This is a genomic window from Grimontia sp. AD028 (assembly GCF_000973155.1).
In the GTDB taxonomy this organism is placed as follows: domain Bacteria; phylum Pseudomonadota; class Gammaproteobacteria; order Enterobacterales; family Vibrionaceae; genus Enterovibrio; species Enterovibrio indicus.
In genome coordinates, this window is sequence record NZ_LASY01000136.1 from 13,558 (window position 1) to 31,985 (window position 18,428).

The 18,428-nt window shown below is 51.3% G+C and carries 13 protein-coding genes and 1 riboswitch; of the genes, 12 read left to right on the forward strand and 1 reads right to left on the reverse strand.

Annotation, left to right across the window (positions count from 1 at the left end; all coding sequences use genetic code 11):
* Nucleotides 1-6 precede the first annotated feature (6 nt).
* From cysD to RN22_RS22050, 11 genes are all read left to right on the forward strand, one after another.
* Nucleotides 7-924, forward strand: a complete 918-nt coding sequence (gene cysD / locus RN22_RS22000; protein ID WP_002541258.1) for a sulfate adenylyltransferase subunit CysD — start codon at nt 7-9, stop codon at nt 922-924.
* A 57-nt stretch (nt 925-981) separates the two neighbouring features.
* Nucleotides 982-2,391, forward strand: a complete 1,410-nt coding sequence (gene cysN / locus RN22_RS22005) for a sulfate adenylyltransferase subunit CysN (protein WP_046307788.1) — start codon at nt 982-984, stop codon at nt 2,389-2,391.
* Nucleotides 2,392-2,449: 58 nt separating this feature from the next.
* Nucleotides 2,450-3,502: a glycosyltransferase gene (locus RN22_RS22010; RefSeq protein ID WP_046307790.1), complete on the forward strand. Its 1,053-nt coding sequence runs from the start codon at nt 2,450-2,452 to the stop codon at nt 3,500-3,502.
* Nucleotides 3,486-4,733: an O-antigen ligase gene (locus RN22_RS22015; protein WP_046307792.1), complete on the forward strand. Its 1,248-nt coding sequence runs from the start codon at nt 3,486-3,488 to the stop codon at nt 4,731-4,733. The genes RN22_RS22010 and RN22_RS22015 overlap by 17 nt, the downstream gene beginning before the upstream one ends.
* Complete coding sequence (locus RN22_RS22020; protein WP_046307794.1) at nt 4,730-5,542, forward strand: putative capsular polysaccharide synthesis family protein; 813 nt, start codon at nt 4,730-4,732, stop codon at nt 5,540-5,542. The genes RN22_RS22015 and RN22_RS22020 overlap by 4 nt, the downstream gene beginning before the upstream one ends.
* Nucleotides 5,542-6,585: a glycosyltransferase family 4 protein gene (locus tag RN22_RS22025; RefSeq protein WP_046307796.1), complete on the forward strand. Its 1,044-nt coding sequence runs from the start codon at nt 5,542-5,544 to the stop codon at nt 6,583-6,585. Before RN22_RS22020 ends, RN22_RS22025 begins: the two co-directional genes overlap by 1 nt.
* Before the next feature lie 3 nt (nt 6,586-6,588).
* Nucleotides 6,589-8,310 (forward strand): SLC13 family permease, encoded by a 1,722-nt coding sequence (locus RN22_RS22030; RefSeq protein WP_046307798.1) that lies wholly within the window; start codon nt 6,589-6,591, stop codon nt 8,308-8,310.
* A gap of 9 nt (nt 8,311-8,319) precedes the next feature.
* On the forward strand, nt 8,320-9,633 hold the full coding sequence (locus RN22_RS22035) for a flippase (protein ID WP_046307800.1): 1,314 nt from the start codon (nt 8,320-8,322) through the stop codon (nt 9,631-9,633).
* A 142-nt stretch (nt 9,634-9,775) separates the two neighbouring features.
* A complete protein-coding gene (gene galU, locus RN22_RS22040) occupies nt 9,776-10,642 on the forward strand; it encodes a UTP--glucose-1-phosphate uridylyltransferase GalU (protein WP_046307803.1) in 867 nt (288 codons plus the stop codon).
* A gap of 161 nt (nt 10,643-10,803) precedes the next feature.
* Nucleotides 10,804-13,638, forward strand: a complete 2,835-nt coding sequence (uvrA, locus tag RN22_RS22045; protein WP_046307806.1) for an excinuclease ABC subunit UvrA — start codon at nt 10,804-10,806, stop codon at nt 13,636-13,638.
* Between the two features lie 35 nt (nt 13,639-13,673).
* Nucleotides 13,674-15,335, forward strand: a complete 1,662-nt coding sequence (locus RN22_RS22050; RefSeq protein ID WP_046307808.1) for a lipid A core--O-antigen ligase — start codon at nt 13,674-13,676, stop codon at nt 15,333-15,335.
* 49 nt (nt 15,336-15,384) lie between these two features.
* On the opposite strand, the gene RN22_RS22055 is transcribed toward RN22_RS22050, so the two are convergent.
* On the reverse strand, nt 15,385-16,503 hold the full coding sequence (locus RN22_RS22055) for an alanine--glyoxylate aminotransferase family protein (RefSeq protein ID WP_002541274.1): 1,119 nt from the start codon (nt 16,501-16,503) through the stop codon (nt 15,385-15,387).
* Between the two features lie 218 nt (nt 16,504-16,721).
* Nucleotides 16,722-16,897, forward strand: a riboswitch (Lysine riboswitch).
* 102 nt (nt 16,898-16,999) lie between these two features.
* On the opposite strand from RN22_RS22055, the gene lysC reads away from it, so the two are divergent.
* Nucleotides 17,000-18,349: a lysine-sensitive aspartokinase 3 gene (lysC, locus tag RN22_RS22060; RefSeq protein WP_046307810.1), complete on the forward strand. Its 1,350-nt coding sequence runs from the start codon at nt 17,000-17,002 to the stop codon at nt 18,347-18,349.
* Nucleotides 18,350-18,428: the final 79 nt, after the last annotated feature.

The following is an 18,428-nucleotide window of genomic DNA, read 5'->3' on the forward strand; positions in this document are numbered from 1 at the left end:
CTGACCATGGTGGACAAGATTTCGCTAAACCAAACCCATCTCAAACAGCTTGAGAATGAGTCTATACACATCATCAGGGAAGTGGCGGCTGAGTTCGACAACCCAGTGATGCTTTACTCCATCGGTAAAGATTCGGCAGTCATGCTCCACCTTGCGATGAAAGCCTTTCACCCGGGTAAACCGCCATTTCCGCTCCTTCACGTCGATACGACATGGAAGTTCAAGGAAATGATTACCTTCCGTGACGAGTTCACCAAGCGTCATGGCCTCGATCTTCTGGTTCACATCAATCAGGAAGGCGTGGACATGGGCATGGGGCCTTTCACACATGGTAGTGCCAAGCATACAGATGTGATGAAAACCCAGGCGCTGAAGCAGGCGCTGGATAAGTACGGCTTTGATGCCGCTTTCGGCGGTGCGCGCCGTGATGAAGAAAAAAGCCGCGCCAAAGAACGGGTTTACTCCTTCCGCGACAAACACCACCGCTGGGACCCAAAAAACCAGCGTCCGGAGCTTTGGGACGTTTACAACGGCCGCGTGAACAAAGGTGAGAGCATCCGCGTGTTCCCACTTTCCAACTGGACCGAGCTCGATATCTGGCAATACATCTATCTGGAAAACATCGACATCGTGCCGCTGTACTTTGCGGAGAAACGTCCAGTGGTAGAGCGCGATGGCACGCTGATCATGGTGGATGACGACCGTATGCCACTGGAAAAAGGCGAGAAGCCGGAAATGAAATCTGTCCGCTTCCGCACTCTGGGTTGTTATCCGCTGACTGGCGCTGTCGAATCGACTGCCGCCACCTTGCCGGAAATCATTCAGGAAATGCTGCTGACCAAAACATCAGAGCGACAAGGCCGTGTGATTGATCACGATCAGGCTGGCTCCATGGAGCAGAAAAAACGCGAAGGCTACTTCTAAAAAACATAAGCCTCGAAAACCATTTAAACATTTGCTTGCCTGCTAAAGGAGTGACTCATGAGTCATAGCTCATCGCTGATCGCATCGGACATCGAAGCCTATCTTCATCAGCATGAAAACAAGGATTTACTGCGCCTGCTCACCTGCGGCAGCGTGGATGATGGTAAGTCGACCCTGATTGGCCGACTGCTGTTTGATACCAAACTGATTTTTGAAGATCACCTCACCAGCCTGCACAAAGACAATGCTCGTGTGGGCAATGCCGGTGAGGCTCTCGATTTGGCCCTGCTGGTTGATGGCCTGCAATCGGAGCGTGAACAAGGCATCACCATCGATGTGGCCTACCGTTATTTCTCGACCGAGAAACGCAAGTTCATCATCGCAGACTGTCCGGGACACGAGCAGTACACCCGTAACATGGCGACGGGTGCATCCAACTGTGAACTGGCGATCGTGATGGTCGACGCACGTAAAGGGCTGCTGACCCAGACCCGACGCCACAGCTATATCGTGAGCCTGCTGGGTATTCGTCATGTGGTGGTTGCTATCAACAAGATGGATTTGGTCGACTTTGACCAAACCGTGTTCGAGTCCATTCAGGCCGATTATCAGGCGATGGCTTCCCAGCTCGGTATCAAGGATGTCCGCTTTGTGCCTATTTCTGCGCTGTCGGGCGACAACGTGGTCAGCGCCAGCGAAAACATGCCATGGTACCAGGGGCCTTCTTTGATGGAGATGCTGGAAGGCGTTGAAATCAGCCGTGACCAAAACCTCGATTTGATGCGCTTCCCGGTGCAGTACGTGAACCGCCCTAACCTCGATTTCCGTGGTTACTGCGGCACATTGGCTTCCGGCATTCTGCGCAAAGGCGATACCGTCATGGCACTGCCGTCTGGTCAGAAAAGCGCAGTAACGTCGATTGTGACTTATGACGGTGAACTCGATGCCGTTGCGCCGAAAAATGCGGTGACTGTGACTTTGGCAGACGAAATCGATATTTCCCGCGGCGACATGCTGGTTCATGAGGACACAGCACCGACCGTGACCGACAGCTTGAGTGCCAACATTGTCTGGATGTCGCAGGACACGATGAAGACCAAACGTGACTATGACTTCAAGTTCGCCAGTCATAACGTGACAGGTCGCATTACCAGCATTGAACACAAAGTCGATATCAACAGCTTCGAAACGCTGTCTGCCAGTGAACTGGCACTGAATGAAATCGGCAAAGTGGAATTACGCCTGAATGCACCAGTCGCGGCAGATAACTACAGCCTGAACCAAAAAACAGGTGCGTTCATTGTGATTGACCGTCTCACCAATATCACGGTGGGAGCAGGCATGGTGGAAACACTCCACGCACCACATGAACAAAAAGCCAAACGTACCTATACCGCGGCAGAAATCGCGTTAAACCGCTACATCCGTGAACACTACCCTGAATGGGAAACCAAATCGGTCGAATGATCGGGGTAAGGACATGGATACGTTGACGCTAAAGGCTAGGGAAGAGAGAAGCACCACCATGGCGGTAAAAGTACTGCATATCATTAACGATCTGTCACGAAACGGCGGCGCACAGCGTTTTGTCGTTGATTTAGTCTGTCCCACTCCGTCAGGCTACGAAAGCAAGGTCGTGATACTGGACGATATCAACGATTTATCCGGCGAGCTGGAAGCCGCTGGTGTGGAATGTCTGGTCTGGAAAAAGCTTTCCCTCAAGGAGAAATGGCAAATCCTGCGTTGGCCAGACGTGGTGCATGGCCACCTCTTTCCCTCGATCTATTTGGCGTTGGCCGCGTTTGGCAAGAAGCGTATTCAGACCGAACACAACTCGCATAACCGACGCCGCGATCACATCTGGATGAAGCCTTTTGAGTGGCTCCTTTACTGGCGCTACCAGAAAACCGTGTGCATCACAGGGCAGGTACAAAATGCGCTGGAAGACTTCCTCCCGCATTGGAAGAAGCACTATTCGGTGATCTTAAATGGCATCAACCTCAGCAAATTTTCCATGCAAGAGAAGCAGCCCCCCACCGAAGACGCACCCATCCATATCGGCATGGCGGGTCGACTGCATCCTTATAAAGATCACCCCACACTGATACGTGCACTGGCCAAGTTACCAGCCCGTTATGAGCTTCACCTTGCAGGCGATGGCGATCGCCGCGGGGAATACGAAGCCTTGGTCAAAGAGCTTGGTCTTGAAAACAGAGTGGTCTTCCACGGTGTGCGTTCAGACATTCCGGTGTTTTTGGACAGTCTGAACATCTATGTGCAGAGCACGATTATTGAAGGGTTTGGTCTGGCTGCAGTGGAAGGGATGGCAGCAGGATTGCCAGTGCTCGCGTCAAACGTTCAAGGCATTGATGAAGTCATAGGGACTGAAGAATATCTGTTTCCTTTAGGTGACGACGACGCGCTCGCACAAAGGATTGCTTCCATCTGTGAAGACCCACAGGAGTATACCAAAGCCTCACAACGTTCTTTGTCACGCTGTCAGCTGTACAAGCTGGAGACATTCCGCGAGCAATATTATCAGGCTTATCAGGAGCTGGCGGATGACAAGATCGCTTGAGCATGCGGCTGCCCTTGCCGTTGTCCTGTTTTTTGTCCCGACAAAAATCGCTGTCGCCGGCATCAGCCTGTATCTGGCCGATTTTCTTGGTATCGCTTCGCTTGGCTTTCTTATTCTTATTGCATTGCGCGGACAATTGCTGCAGTCGACGCTAAAAGCAGGCGGCTTCATCTTTGTGTTTGTCATCTACATTGCGCTTTCAGGCATTATCAATGATGTCCCGCTGAAACTGGTGATCATTGAAATGATCCAGTGGCTTTCCGTTGCCGCCTTTCTAGGAGTTTTACATCAGGCAGGCTTGTTGGCTTCACCACGTTTTCTATCGCTGCTGGCGCTTTATACTTTTGCCGGCGCCCTTTACACCGCGGGCTGGCACTTGATGCATCCCGCGTTCAACGACTTCAAACAACTTGGAAATACCAAGTATTTCTTTGGTTTTACCTGCGCCCTGCTATACATCCTCCGTAACCAAATCCGGTTCGGTCATGTGTTATTGGCTGCGGCAGTCGTGATGCTCTTGATGTCCGGTGAACGTAAAGCCTTATTAGGTATGGCGATGCTTGTCGCCTGCGATCTGGTGTTCTGCCGGGAAGTGCATCATCCGCGTTCACGACAAACCGCTTTTGCACTGGGAACCCTCGGCTTTTTAGGCGGCATTCTGACCCTGCTTTCCATCTGGTACATGGTTGGCACTCACGCCATCCTCGATAAGTTTGAGTTTACCCAGTTCGACATCCTTTTTGCCGACCAGCACGAAGCGCGCTGGGATTCTGAGCTTTGGCGAAAACTCTTACTCGCTAATGGTTTTGCCCTGTTTCTGGAATACCCCATTTTCGGCGTCGGCCCCAAGATGCTCCCTGTCTATATCGCCAACTATTTCCAAAATCAGGAGCTCGCGATTTATACCCACAACTTCGCCCTCGATGTAGCGGTTGAGTACGGGCTGGTAGGTCTGACGATATTGATTGGCGGATTCCTGTTAGGGCTTCGTCACCTTTTCGGGCAACGGTTTATCAATCCAGTGGCCTTTCTTCTTGCGGTGTACATTCTGGCCATGGTGCTGTTTGTGGCCGTTAACAGCACCATCATGCTGATGTTCCTGTTTCCATTTTTCATCAATACGCGCACGGCACCTGAGCCTGTTTCCGAGGCGTCCATGTCTTTGATTGACGCTTCCTCAAACGCCGTGACGCCGCTTTCTACTATTGAGTTTCAAGAGGATAAGAAATGAAGTTCAGCCTAGCCCGACAACGCGCTTTTGACCAAACTCTGAATGCGCCGGATTTTGTCCTGGTTTACCAAATGGGTAAGGTTGGCTCATCATCTATTGAGGCATCCCTTGAACATGCTGGCATCCCGAGTTGGCACATCCACACCTTCGACGACAACGAAGAGTTTCAGATGTACCACAATACCGATGACGTGGCCTGTTTCTTCGACTGGCACATCCGTGCGGCATACAAGCTGACCCTGTCTCACCGGAAACGTATTCTGCAAAAACGTGATCACCTGAAGATCATCACGCTGGTGCGCGATCCAATCGCGACCGTCGTGTCGCGCTTTTTCCAGGATCTCCACATTCAGTTCATCGCGGGTAAAAAGAACGAAGCCATTCACGGAGATATGGATTCCACGCTCCGCCATCTGACTGACGCCTTTGAAACCCAGATGCGTCTTGATTACTTCACTGGCTGGTTCGACAGAGAACTCAAACGCCACTTCGGCATTGATGTGCTTAAACACGTTCAGGATCCCTCTCAAACCCATTGGCGCATCGAGCAAGGGGGCTGTGATGTGCTGTTGATGAAATGCGAAGCGATTAACCAGTCAACAGATGTGCTAGGGGAGTTTCTTGAGCTACCGGACTTCAAGCTGCAATCCAGCAACGAGGCTTCGAACAAGTGGTATTCAGCGCTTTATCAACGCTTTAAAGAAACGTACCCGTTTGAGCGTTTATTTCATCTGTATGATGCACCGCTGTATCGCGCCGTCTACAGTGAAGAGGAAATCACTCAATTTAAACAGAAATGGGAGCAGTGATGAAAACCGTTCTCCATATTACGGAAGCATTTGGTGGCGGTATCCAAACCGCGCTGTGCAGCTATGCGAAATCGACCCAAGGGGATCCGATTCGTCATCACCTGTTTGCCAGATTACGCCCCAATGACGATACCGGTATGGCGGTCACAACCCTGTTCGACGATGTCCAGACCATGGAGGGAGGCTTACTGTCTTTCTTCCGCGAAGCGAGAAAAGCGGTGCTTCAACTGCAGCCGGACGTGATTCATCTTCACTCCAGCTTCGCAGGATTTTTGGGCCGCTTCCTTCCCAAAAAGGGCAACACAAAAATTGTTTACACGCCACATTGCTATGCGTTCGAACGCCGCGATATTTCTGATTTGATGCAGAAAGTCTACATGCAGCTTGAAACATTCGGTCTTTCCCGCATTGATATGATCGCAGGGTGCAGCGAAAGGGAGTGTGAGCTTGGGTTTGCGCTGGGTGCCCAAAAGGCCGTTCACCTCAACAACTATGCAGACTTGGACAAAGCACTCTCTTTTTCAGAGACCCAGACTGAGCGCCCTCCATTTAACGTCATGGTGGTTGGCCGGGTTTCTCCTCAAAAGGACCCTCAGTTTTTGCTGGATACTATTACCAGCCTGAAGACTTACCCTGAATTCAGTCAAATTAAGCTGCACTGGCTGGGTGGCGGTGAACCTGAAATGGAGCAAGAGTTGAGAGAGGCGGGCGTTGAGGTGACGGGAATGATCCCCCACCAGCAACTGATGGAAACGCTGAACAGTGCCGATTTGTATCTCCACACCGCAGCTTGGGAAGGCATGCCGCTGACCATTCTGGAAGCCGCAAAACTGCGCATTCCTATGGTATTGCGCATAATCGGTGCGACCCAGAACCTACACTATCCGTTTATGGTGAGCTCGCCAGACACCATGGCAAAGCAAATCATCAATTACTGCAAACGCCCCGATCACCCGGATTACCAACAAGCCATTGATGCCTTCAACAGCGACTTCAGTGCGGAAAAACAACGCGAAGCTTTGCACCTGATTTATGAGGCCTAAGCAATGAGCGCGGTGGTGGCACTCTTAATTGCAGGCTTGCTGGGAACATTGCTGCTTACCAATCTTCGTCCGGCGCTGGTATTTGGTGCCGTTTTCACCGCATTGCTGACACTGGATATCGTCCCTGCCGTTCAACTGTTCAATAACTTCACCAACACGGCGCTCATTACCTTGGTGCTTTTGGTGATGGTCTCTGTGATCCTTGAGCGCACGCCTTACATCAGTGCTCTGGGCCGTTGGTGTACACAGGGGGGGCTTCGTAAAGTCACGGTTCAAACCACCCTGTCTGCAGGCCTGCTTTCTGCGGTCATCAACAATACCGCTGTGGTTTCAACGCTGATGCGCAGCATGACCAAAAGTCAGCACCCTGCCGGCAAGTTGCTGATTCCACTTTCATACGCAGCCATTCTTGGCGGTACCATGACGCTGATTGGCACCTCCACCAACTTGCTCGTAAATGGCTTTACCCTTAATGCCGGCTTGCCCGGGATTGGCTTTTTCGATTTTTCCTTGATTGGCGTACCTGTATTTCTTGCCGGTGTCTTGGTGATTACACTGGTGTCTTTGGCGCTGCTGCCTTCGCGTCAGAGCGGCGCTCAGGAAACCTCACAAAGTTATCTTCTGGAGTCACAACTTAACCCTGACTCCCCCCTCGTCGGCCAGAGCGTTGAACAAAGTGGACTTCGCCACCTTGAGCGCCTGTTTTTGGTGGAAATCATTCGTGCCGAGCGCGTTATCTCTCCAGTTTCCCCCTCGGAACAGCTTCAAGGTAACGACGTGTTGGTGTTTTCCGGTGACTTGGAAGCCACAGCATTGCTGGAAAAATTCAAAGGGCTATCTCCCCGAACCCAAGGTGAACACCTGCCTTCGGATAATCTGGTGAGTGTCGTCATCACCCCGCAGGCAGTCATTGCCGGAAAAACCATTAAGTCACTCAATTTCCGTGCACAGTTCGGCGCCGCCGTGGTCGCCGTCAAGCGCGGGGAAAACAAAATCACCGGAGGCCTCGGTCAGGTGAAGTTACAAGGCGGGGATCTACTGGTACTGGCCGTGGGGCAGGATTTTTTCAGTCGTGGCAATCTCGCCCAGAACTTCATTCTGGTGGGGGAAAGGGAAAACAATGCCCTGCTAAGTGGCACCCAATCCTTATTGTTCTGTGGCGGCGCTGTCTTCGCACTGATTGCCAGCTTTTTCGAACTGCTCCCATTGTATAAGGGACTTATCCTTCTCCTCGCTGGCGCTGTAGCAGCGCGCTTAGTATCCATTCATGATCTAAGGCGACGATTTCCTTTTGAACTGGTCTTAGTGATTGGCTCTGCATTAGGTCTGGCGCAAGCCATCAGTGTGACGGGTCTGGCAGATAGCCTGGCAACACTTATCATGGGCATCGGTCAAAACGGCGGACCTTTCGGCGCCTTGGTGATTCTTTATCTCGCCACCTGGTTGATGACTGAGCTCATTACCAACAATGCCGCTGCCGCAATCAGCTTTCCTGTAGGACTGGCCATTGCAACGCAATATCAGGTCGATCCCATGCCCTTTATCATGACCGTTGCATTTGCAGCCAGTGCCAGCTTTCTTTCTCCATTTGGCTATCAAACTAACCTGATGGTGTACACCGCCGGGCGCTATGTACCGAGGGATTATCTCAAAGCCGGGCTGCCTCTGAGTCTGGTTTATGGTGTGCTCGTGCTTTCTCTTATCCCTTTAGTTTTCCCCTGGTAAGGCCGTCTGATGATTTTTCAAATCGTACATCGCATCCAATCTATGGAACCCACACGCCGTCAGTTTCTGTTCCATGCAGCCCTTGCGGCGATCTTCCGCGTTTTTTCTGCTGCCGCCGCGTTTTTACTCAGTGTCGTCGCGGCGAGGGTGTTAGGCGCAGAACAATCCGGCCTGTTCTTTCTTGGTATGAGCCTCGCCATCTTACTCGGAACGCTTTGCCTATTTGGAATGGAGAATGCTCTCCTTCGGTTCATTGGTCACGCTGGAGAGCAAGATAACGCCGACCTGACCAATCAAGTCTTTACCAATGCTTTACTGGCAGTGCTTCCTACCTCGGTCATTGTCGGGGGAGTCACCTATCTTGCGTCGCCATGGCTGGCTTTGAATGTGTTCAGTAAACCTGAAGCCACTGCGAGTTTGCGCTACTTTGCGCTGGCAATACCTTTCATCAGCCTGTTCTTTCTTAATGGCTATGCATTGCAGGCAACCCGCAGAGTGATAGCCTCTGTCTGCTCCATGCAGCTTGGCGTGACCATGGTTGCGCTACCCGCATTCTTGCTACTCAACCATTACGAGCCTAACCCAATGGCAGAAAGCGCTTCCGTGCTTTATATCGTTGCTTCTGGGTTGGTCGCGTTAAGTGGCTTGTGGCTATGGTTTCGCGAACCAGATCATCGCATCGACACCAGCGATCGCAAGATGCCGGCGCTTTGGAGCGCCGCCCCCAACCTTTGGTTGATTTCCGCCACCAGCCAAGCCATTCCCTGGGCTTCGGTCGTGATCGTCGGCTTGTTTGTCACATCTGAAGAAGTCGCCTATTTTTCCGCAGCGCAACGAACGTCCCTGCTTATCAGCTTCATGTTAATGGTCATAAACTTCGTCGCTGCGCCGCGATTTTCGGCCCTGTTCAAAGCAGGTAAACTGAACGAACTCAAACGCCTAGCACAGTTTTCGACCCGATTGATGATTGTTTTTTCCATACCAGTTCTGGCTGCTGTGCTTATCTGGCCAGACACCATCATGACGCTATTCGGCAAAGAGTTTTCAGAATCAGGTCAACTTCTGGTTATCTTGGCCGTTGGCCAAACCATCAATGTCATGACAGGATCTGTCGGATTTCTTCTCACCATGTGTGGCTATGAAAGAGACTTGCGCAATATCACCCTGTTTGCCGGGATACTTACCGTGACTTTGATACTGATATTAACGTCAATATGGGGAACCGTCGGCGCAGCGCTTGCAGTGAGTATCGGTATGAGTACACAGAACATTCTGGCCGTGCGCAAGGTCGAAAAAAGACTCGGTTTCTGGCCGATTGGATAAGCGGTTCTTGTTGAAGGGTCCCTCTGGGCTCATAATCAAACAATGAGACAGATTTGCAACGATTAAATGTTAACATTCCAATAAGCCCAATTTTTAATACAGGGCGACTAGTTAGTTGGATGATGTAAATTAAGGACAAGCTATGATCAAGAAGTGCCTCTTTCCAGCGGCTGGCTACGGGACCCGTTTTCTGCCTGCCACTAAGTCGATGCCAAAAGAAATGATGCCTATCGTTAATAAGCCACTTATCGAGTACGGCGTTGACGAAGCCATTGAAGCTGGCATCACCGGTATGTGTATTGTTACCGGTCGTGGTAAGCACAGCCTGATGGATCACTTCGACAAAAACTACGAGCTGGAACATCAAATCAGCGGCACCAACAAAGAAGCGCTGCTGGGAGATATCCGCGCGACTATCGATGCAGCTTCATTCACCTATATCCGCCAAAAAGAAATGAAAGGTCTGGGTCACGCTATCCTGACTGGCCGTGAGCTGGTGGGCGACGAAGCGTTTGCCGTTGTACTGGCAGATGACCTGTGTGTGAATCTGGAAGACGGCGTGCTTTCCCAGATGGTTGCACTGTATAAGCAATTCCGCTGCTCCATCGTTGCTGTGGAAGAAGTACCGGAAGATGAGACCCACAAATACGGTGTCATTTCCGGTGAAGAGATGCGTGACAACCTTTACCGTGTCGACAACATGGTAGAAAAGCCAGAGCAAGGCACCGCGCCAAGTAACCTGGCGATCATCGGCCGTTACATCCTGACACCGGACATTTTCGACATCTTGGAAAATACCGCACCGGGCAAAAACGGTGAAATCCAGATCACCGATGCCCTGCTGAAACAAGCGCAAAGCGGCTGTGTGCTGGCTTACAAATTCAAAGGCGAGCGCTTTGACTGTGGTAGCGTTGAAGGCTTTATCGAAGCGACCAACTATTGCTACGAAAATATCTACCTGAAGTCTGATGCACCGAACCAGCCTCAAAAAACGGTAAAAACAGGCTGATCGATTCAGGCTGAAGCACCGTTAAAATCTGCATGTTGCAATACTGAAGAAAGCTGTATGTTTATACAGCTTTCTTCTTTTTCATCACGCCATAATGTGGGATACTTCATCATTCGTTTTTTCTTCAGGCTGCAAACCTGAGCGCTAAGGGCAAGGTAGACATGGATACGATAGACGTCAGAGGGGCTCGCACCCATAACCTGAAAAACATTAACCTGACGATCCCACGCGACAAGCTGATCGTGATCACCGGTCTTTCTGGTTCCGGCAAGTCATCACTGGCGTTCGACACATTGTATGCAGAAGGCCAACGCCGCTATGTAGAATCACTGTCTGCCTATGCACGCCAGTTCCTTTCTCTGATGGAAAAACCAGACGTCGACCATATTGAAGGGCTGTCCCCAGCTATATCTATCGAACAAAAGTCCACGTCTCACAACCCACGCTCAACCGTTGGTACCATCACCGAAGTATACGACTACCTGCGTCTCCTATACGCGCGTGTGGGTGACCCGCGCTGCCCGACACACAATGTGACGCTGGAAGCACAGACCGTTAGCCAGATGGTCGACAAGGTGCTGGAGCTTGAAGAAGGCAGCAAGATGATGCTGCTGGCTCCTATCGTCAAAGAGCGTAAAGGCGAGCACGTCAAAACACTGGAAAACCTGGTCGCCCACGGTTTTATCCGCGCGCGTATTGATGGCGAAGTGTGTGACCTTTCTGATCCACCGAAGCTGGAGCTTCACAAAAAGCACACCATTGAAGTGGTCGTTGACCGCTTCAAAGTACGCGACGATCTGCAGCAGCGCCTTGCTGAGTCCTTCGAAACCGCCATTGAGTTGACGGGTGGCACGGCTGTGGTCAGCTATATGGACGGCGAAGGTGATGATCTCATCTTCTCTGCCAACTTTGCCTGTCCGCATTGCGGATACAGCATGCAAGAGCTCGAGCCGCGCCTGTTTTCCTTCAACAACCCAGCAGGTGCCTGCCCAACCTGTGACGGCTTGGGTGTACAGCAGTATTTTGATGAAAACCGCGTGGTTCAGAATGAAGCAGTCAGCCTTGCCGGTGGTGCCATCCGAGGCTGGGATCGCCGTAATTTCTACTACTTCCAGATGTTGAGCTCGCTTGCCGATCACTACGAATTCGACATCGAAACACCTTGGCAGGATTTACCAAAAACCATCCAAAATGTGGTTCTGAATGGCTCCGGCAACACTGAAATTGCTTTCAAGTACGTGAACGATCGCGGTGATATCACGGTGCGTAAGCATCCGTTTGAAGGGATTTTAAATAATCTCAACCGCCGCTACCGTGATACAGAATCGATGGCTGTGCGTGAAGAGCTGGCGAAATACATCGCCAACAAGCCGTGTTCAAGCTGTGGTGGCTCTCGCCTTCGTGAAGAAGCGCGCCATGTCTTTGTGGGTGACACCAACCTGCCAGCCGTGTGTGAAATGAGTATTCATGAAGCACTGACTTTCTTCGCAGGCCTGGAGCTGACGGGCCAACGTGCACAAATTGCCGACAAGGTACTCAAAGAAATCCATGACCGGCTGAGTTTTCTGGTCAACGTCGGTTTGAACTACCTCAACCTGTCGCGCAGCGCTGATACCCTATCAGGTGGTGAAGCGCAACGTATCCGTCTGGCAAGCCAGATTGGTGCAGGTCTGGTCGGCGTGATGTACGTACTGGATGAACCATCCATCGGTCTTCACCAGCGTGACAACGAGCGCCTACTCGCGACGCTGGAACACCTTCGTAATCTGGGTAACACCGTGCTGGTGGTTGAGCACGATGAAGATGCTATCCGCGCAGCAGACTACATTGTGGATATCGGACCTGGTGCCGGTGTACATGGCGGTCACATCGTTGCTGAAGGGACGTATGAAGAAATCATCAAGAATGAAAACTCGCTGACAGGCCAATACCTCAGCGGGAAAAAAGCGATTGAAGTCCCTGCCAAGCGAATTTCTTACGACAAGAAAAAAGTCGTGAAGCTTAAGGGGGCGACGGGCAACAACCTGCAGAGCGTGAATCTGACACTTCCTGTTGGTTTACTGACCTGTGTGACCGGCGTATCCGGCTCGGGTAAATCAACCCTTATCAACGACACCTTCTACAAAATCGCCCACCAGCGATTGAACGGTGCAACCACAGGCGAGCCTGCACCTTTCAAGGACATCGACGGTCTGGGTCATTTTGATAAGGTGATTGATATCGACCAGAGCCCGATTGGACGCACTCCACGCTCCAACCCGGCAACGTACACAGGCATCTTCACACCTATCCGAGAGCTGTTTGCAGGCACACAGGAAGCGCGCTCCCGTGGCTACAAAGTGGGCCGTTTCAGTTTTAACGTCAAAGGTGGCCGCTGTGAAGCCTGTCAGGGCGACGGCGTTATCAAAGTGGAAATGCACTTCCTCCCGGATGTTTACGTACCGTGCGACGTGTGCAAAGGTAAGAGATATAATCGTGAAACCTTGGAGATCCGCTATAAAGGCAAAACCATTGATGAAGTCCTTGAGATGACAGTGGAAGATGCCCGCGAGTTCTTCGATGCCGTGCCAGCGATAGCGCGCAAACTGCAAACGCTGATGGATGTAGGCCTTTCCTACATCCGCTTGGGACAGGCTGCAACCACCCTTTCCGGTGGTGAAGCGCAACGCGTGAAACTGGCGCGTGAGCTTTCCAAGCGCGATACCGGCAAGACGCTGTATATCTTGGATGAGCCAACCACTGGCCTTCACTTCCATGATATACAGCAACTACTGACGGTGCTGCACCGACTGCGCGATCACGGCAATACCATTGTGGTGATAGAACACAACCTGGACGTGATAAAAACCGCGGACTGGATTGTCGACTTAGGCCCTGAAGGTGGTAGCGGTGGCGGAATGATCATCGCCGAAGGCACACCGGAAGACGTGGCTTTGGTTGAAGGTTCGCACACAGCAAGGTTCCTGAAACCTTTGCTTAAACAAAAAGCATCATAGGGCGGATGCTGGCGTGAGCCAGTGAAAAACAATCTATGCAAACAATGCGTTTTCAAAACCTCTGGCCATCAAAAGTGGCCAGAAAGCCTTTGGTTAAGCCAGTGCTGATTGCGCTGGCTGCGCTGTTTTTATTCTGCTTGCCTCTTAACCAGATCCCACTCGCTTTCTCCGGTGTTCAGCATCCAGCGACAGCCTTAACGCTCTTGTTAGCGGTTGCCATCGTTTGCTTCGGTGTTTGGGAAGCTGCAAGACAAGGCCGTTTCAGCCACACGACAATGACTGGATGGCTGACACTGTGCGCAAGTTTCGCCCTGATACCGTCATTTTATCTTCACGCTGACTGGCATTCGGCTGCATGGCAAGGGTTTAGCGTTCTGTTGTCCTTATTGCTTTTCTGTACCCTGCAGCAGTTCAGCTTTAATCACCTTCAGAGGCAATATCTCCTCTGGTTGCCGCTTTTAAGCGGCTGGCTACTGGCGATTCCTTTGTTGCTTCCCAGCATCAGTGAGATCTCGTCATCGAGCCTTGCAGACATCAAAACCAACAGTGACGTACTAGGCATCGTTCTTCTGACTTCTTTGATGCTGTCAGCTTACTTGCTCGCGCGGACTAAAGTGTACAAGCGTAACTGGGTTCCGGTTCATGCTCTTTTACTTGCGACGCCGCTGCTAACCATTCCAGCTCTCACAGCGTTGAAATCGCCTTGGCTAATCACCGTGATTTTGGTGTTGGTGATTTTCAGTCAGCCATTCTTATTCCGTTTCAGTCCAAAACGACACCATGGTCTTTGGAATTTCGCGGTATTGGCCGGTTTTGCTATCGCTTGGAAGCTTGGTAGTGTCCCTCAATCGGCACTTTTTGCCGCCCGTTATTCATCCGAGGAGTTAGAAGTACTGTCGCAGGCATGGGCATTACTGGGGCAGGCTCAGTTTGAAGGTATAGGTCTGGGGCAGCTCGATAAAGCACAGCTGTTGTTTGGCATCGAGCAAAATCATGTTCTGCCGCTTCAACAAATGTATCCGAGTTGGCTGCTCGCAAATTTAATTCAGGGCGGTATTGCCTACTGGGCGAGCTTTGGTGTGCTCTTCACACTGGTGGTGCGTAAGTTGATGGAAGCACCGAATGGCACCCGCCTGATGCTGCTAGCTATCTTTCTGCCATCCCTCATTGGCATGGCAGTGACAGACTACATTGAAACCAACCTGGCACTGGGCATGCTGTTTGTGGTGCTGCTTTACTGGATAGATAACCTTACCGCGAGATACCGACGCGTACTTTTATCATACCCTAGGCCGATGAAAGTCGCCGCTAACACGGTGCTGACTACCACGCTGGTTTTGGTGTTGTCTTCAATCTATCTTGGCGAACAGGCGCTTCGCACCTATCAAATACGTGATAGTAAGCTGACTCAGTATCAAACCCACCCTTGGTGGAATGACTTCTATCAGCAAGTGGAAGGAAAGCGGGCGTTTCTAGAAAGTGTTGAAAGCCGGGATTTACGCGCGCAGGAGTTGTACCTTCGGGGGCAAATCTCCCGACTGGAAACGTCTCCGAATGCCGACGGCTATCAATCATTGATTGAGCTGGCGATGCTCACCGGGCATAAAACGGTCGCCAAACAGTTGAAGGATGAGGCATCGCTGCTTTTCCCGTACCGAACGTTTCAACCTGACTTTTCTGAGCTTCCAGCGGAATAAAACAAAAACGCCCCGCATTCATGCGGGGCGTTTCTCAATTCAATTTCGCTTAACCAAGCACATCCTTCAGTGCTTTCGCACATAAGGCTACGTTTTCACGTTTAGCCGCATAACCCATCAAACCAATACGCCACGCTTTACCTGCCAGCGCTCCCAGACCCGCACCTATTTCCAGATTGTAGTCATTGAGAAGTTTCGCACGCACCGCGGCATCATCGACGCCTTCAGGTACTGCGACAGCATTCAGTTGCGGCAGGCGATGGTCAGCATCAACAAGGAAGTTAACACCCAGCGCCTCCAGTTCGGCTTTGAGTAACTCATGCATATCACGGTGACGTTGCCATGCATTCTCCAGACCTTCCTCTTTCAGCATCAGCAAAGACTCATGCAAGGCGTAAAGGCTGTTCACTGGCGCGGTGTGGTGATAGCTGCGCTTGCCTTCACCACTCCAATAGCCAAGTACCAGGCTTTGATCAAGGAACCAGCTCTGTACCTTGCCCGTGCGCTGTTGCATTTTTTCTACCGCACGCGGAGAGAAAGTGACTGGTGACAGTCCCGGCACACAGGAGAGACATTTCTGGCTGCCAGAATACACAGCGTCCAATTGCCACTCATCCACCAGCAGTGGCACACCGCCAAGAGAGGTCACGGCATCAACAATCGTCAGGCAGCCATGCTCACGCGCCAGTGACGAAATCGTCTTCGCATCACTGAGTGCGCCGGTCGATGTTTCTGCGTGTACAAACGCGACCACCGATGCTTCTGGGTTTGCTTTTAAAGCCGCTTCGACCTTTGCCGGATCAACAGGCTTGCCCCACTCGTCATCGACCATCACTGCCGTCGCACCGCAACGTTCTACGTTTTCACGCATACGCTCGCCAAATACGCCGTTTCGACAAACGATCACCGTATCGCCCGGCTCAATCAGGTTGACAAAACAGGTCTCCATCCCTGCACTGCCCGGGGCGGACACCGCAATGGTGAAGGCGTTTTCGGTCTGGAATGCGTATTGAAGCAGTGATTTAACTTCATCCATCATTCCCACAAAAAGAGGGTCTAGATGACCAATCGTTGGTTGAGCCAGCGCTTGTAATACGCGTGGCGAAACATCAGAGGGACCAGGCCCCATCAGGGTACGTTGTGGTGGGATAAAGCGTGAAATTGTCATTATTTGCTCTCCATTGCCTTTTGTTCCTTGGGTCTATTAACCCTACCACTGGATAGGGCTGGCTAAAATCTCAACGTTGAATAAACCCAAGCATCATCAAGCAAAAGTCCTTCACTGCCACGAAAAGCGATGCCGGAAACTCAAACAAACGTTGACAATAACATTACAAACATTTATCAATAGAGGGCAATTTTTGCTCAGCACAGTTTGTGCTCTGCAGAGACAGAAGAGGCGCGTCTACCAGGTAGTCGAATTGCGGAGCCCCAACTCCAATGCAATCCGATGAGGGGGTAAGACGCCGAGGCAATACCAGACCTTGGGGGCTGGGTTGTCGGTCTAGAAGGTTGAATCCTTCGGATTGTCATCTCAACGGAGATGGAGCGCTTCTGGAGAAATACCCTTTCTTCCTGCCCGCTCGCACCCTCTATCTGTCTCCCAATTTATTACTTTATTTATTCAGGATTACTCCATTCGCGATTATGGGAGGTGAAGGGAAGTGAACGCATTAAATGTCGCAAAATTTGGCGGCACGAGTGTAGCCGACTACACAGCTATGTCTAACTGTGCAGCGGTGATTAAAGGGAATTTGAACACTCGACTGGTAGTGATTAGCGCTTGTTCTGGCGTGACAAACCTACTGGTTGAACTGGCAAATGGTGTTGCCAATGACAGGCAGCAGGAAGTGCTGACAAAACTGCACGATATTCATTTCAGCATTCTGAAACAGCTCCCGGAAGCGCCGGCAGTTGCATCAGGTGTGAATGCAATTCTCGATGAAGTAGCAACACTCTCTGCGGCGGCAGAAACTTCTCCTTCAGATAAAATTACCGACGCTCTCGTTGCTTGTGGCGAGTTGATGTCGACTCATATTTTTACCCACCTGTTGAACGACAAAGGCATCAATGCTGTTCGCGCAGATGTCCGCGATGTGCTGAAAACCGACAACGTGTTTGGTAAAGCCACCCCGGATTTGATTGAAACAGCGCACCACGCTGAAACCGTGCTAACGCCGTTGTTTGAAGACAAAGTTGTTGTGACGCAGGGCTTTATCGGCTCTGACGCACAAGGCAACACCACCACACTGGGTCGCGGTGGCAGTGATTACAGCGCAGCGCTTCTGGCTGAAGCCGTAAAAGCAACGTCACTGGAGATCTGGACCGACGTTCCGGGTATCTACAGTACTGACCCTCGCGTCGCCCCAGCAGCAAGCCCTATCGATGAAATCAGCTTCAGTGAAGCGTCAGAGATGGCAAACTTCGGCGCGAAGATCCTGCACCCGGCGACGCTTATCCCGGCAATGCGTCAGGACATTCCTGTGTTCGTGGGCTCATCTAAAGCGCCTGAACAAGGCGGTACCTGGATTCGTCATCAGGCAGAGAAGTCTCCGCTTTTCCGCGCGTTGGCACTGCGTTGCAACCAGACCATGGTGACGCTCACCAGTCTGAATATGTTCCATGCTTATGGCTTTCTGGCGGAAGTGTTCAATATTCTGGCTAAGCACAAAGTATCGGTCGATCTCATCACCACGTCGGAAGTCAGTGTTTCTCTGACACTGGATCAAACCAACACCAAAGGTGGTGCGCCTAAATTGCCTGAAGCGGCAGAGCAGGAGCTGGCTGCACTTTGCAAGGTAACCGTCGAGCAAGACATGTGTCTGGTCGCGCTCATTGGTAACCACATGAGCGAATCAAAAGGTGCAGCAGCCAAAATCTTCAGTGCGCTGGAAGACTACAACCTGCGTATGATTTGTTATGGCGCAAGCAACCACAACCTCTGCTTCCTGACCAGCACGTCAGAATCTAAAGAAGTTGTCCGCGCGCTACACAAAGAGTTGTTCGAAGATTAATGTCTTCTTCTGTGGATACGAAAATGGCGCTCACTGAGCGCCATTTTTCTTTTTACTATCTTATACCAATCGTAGTAAA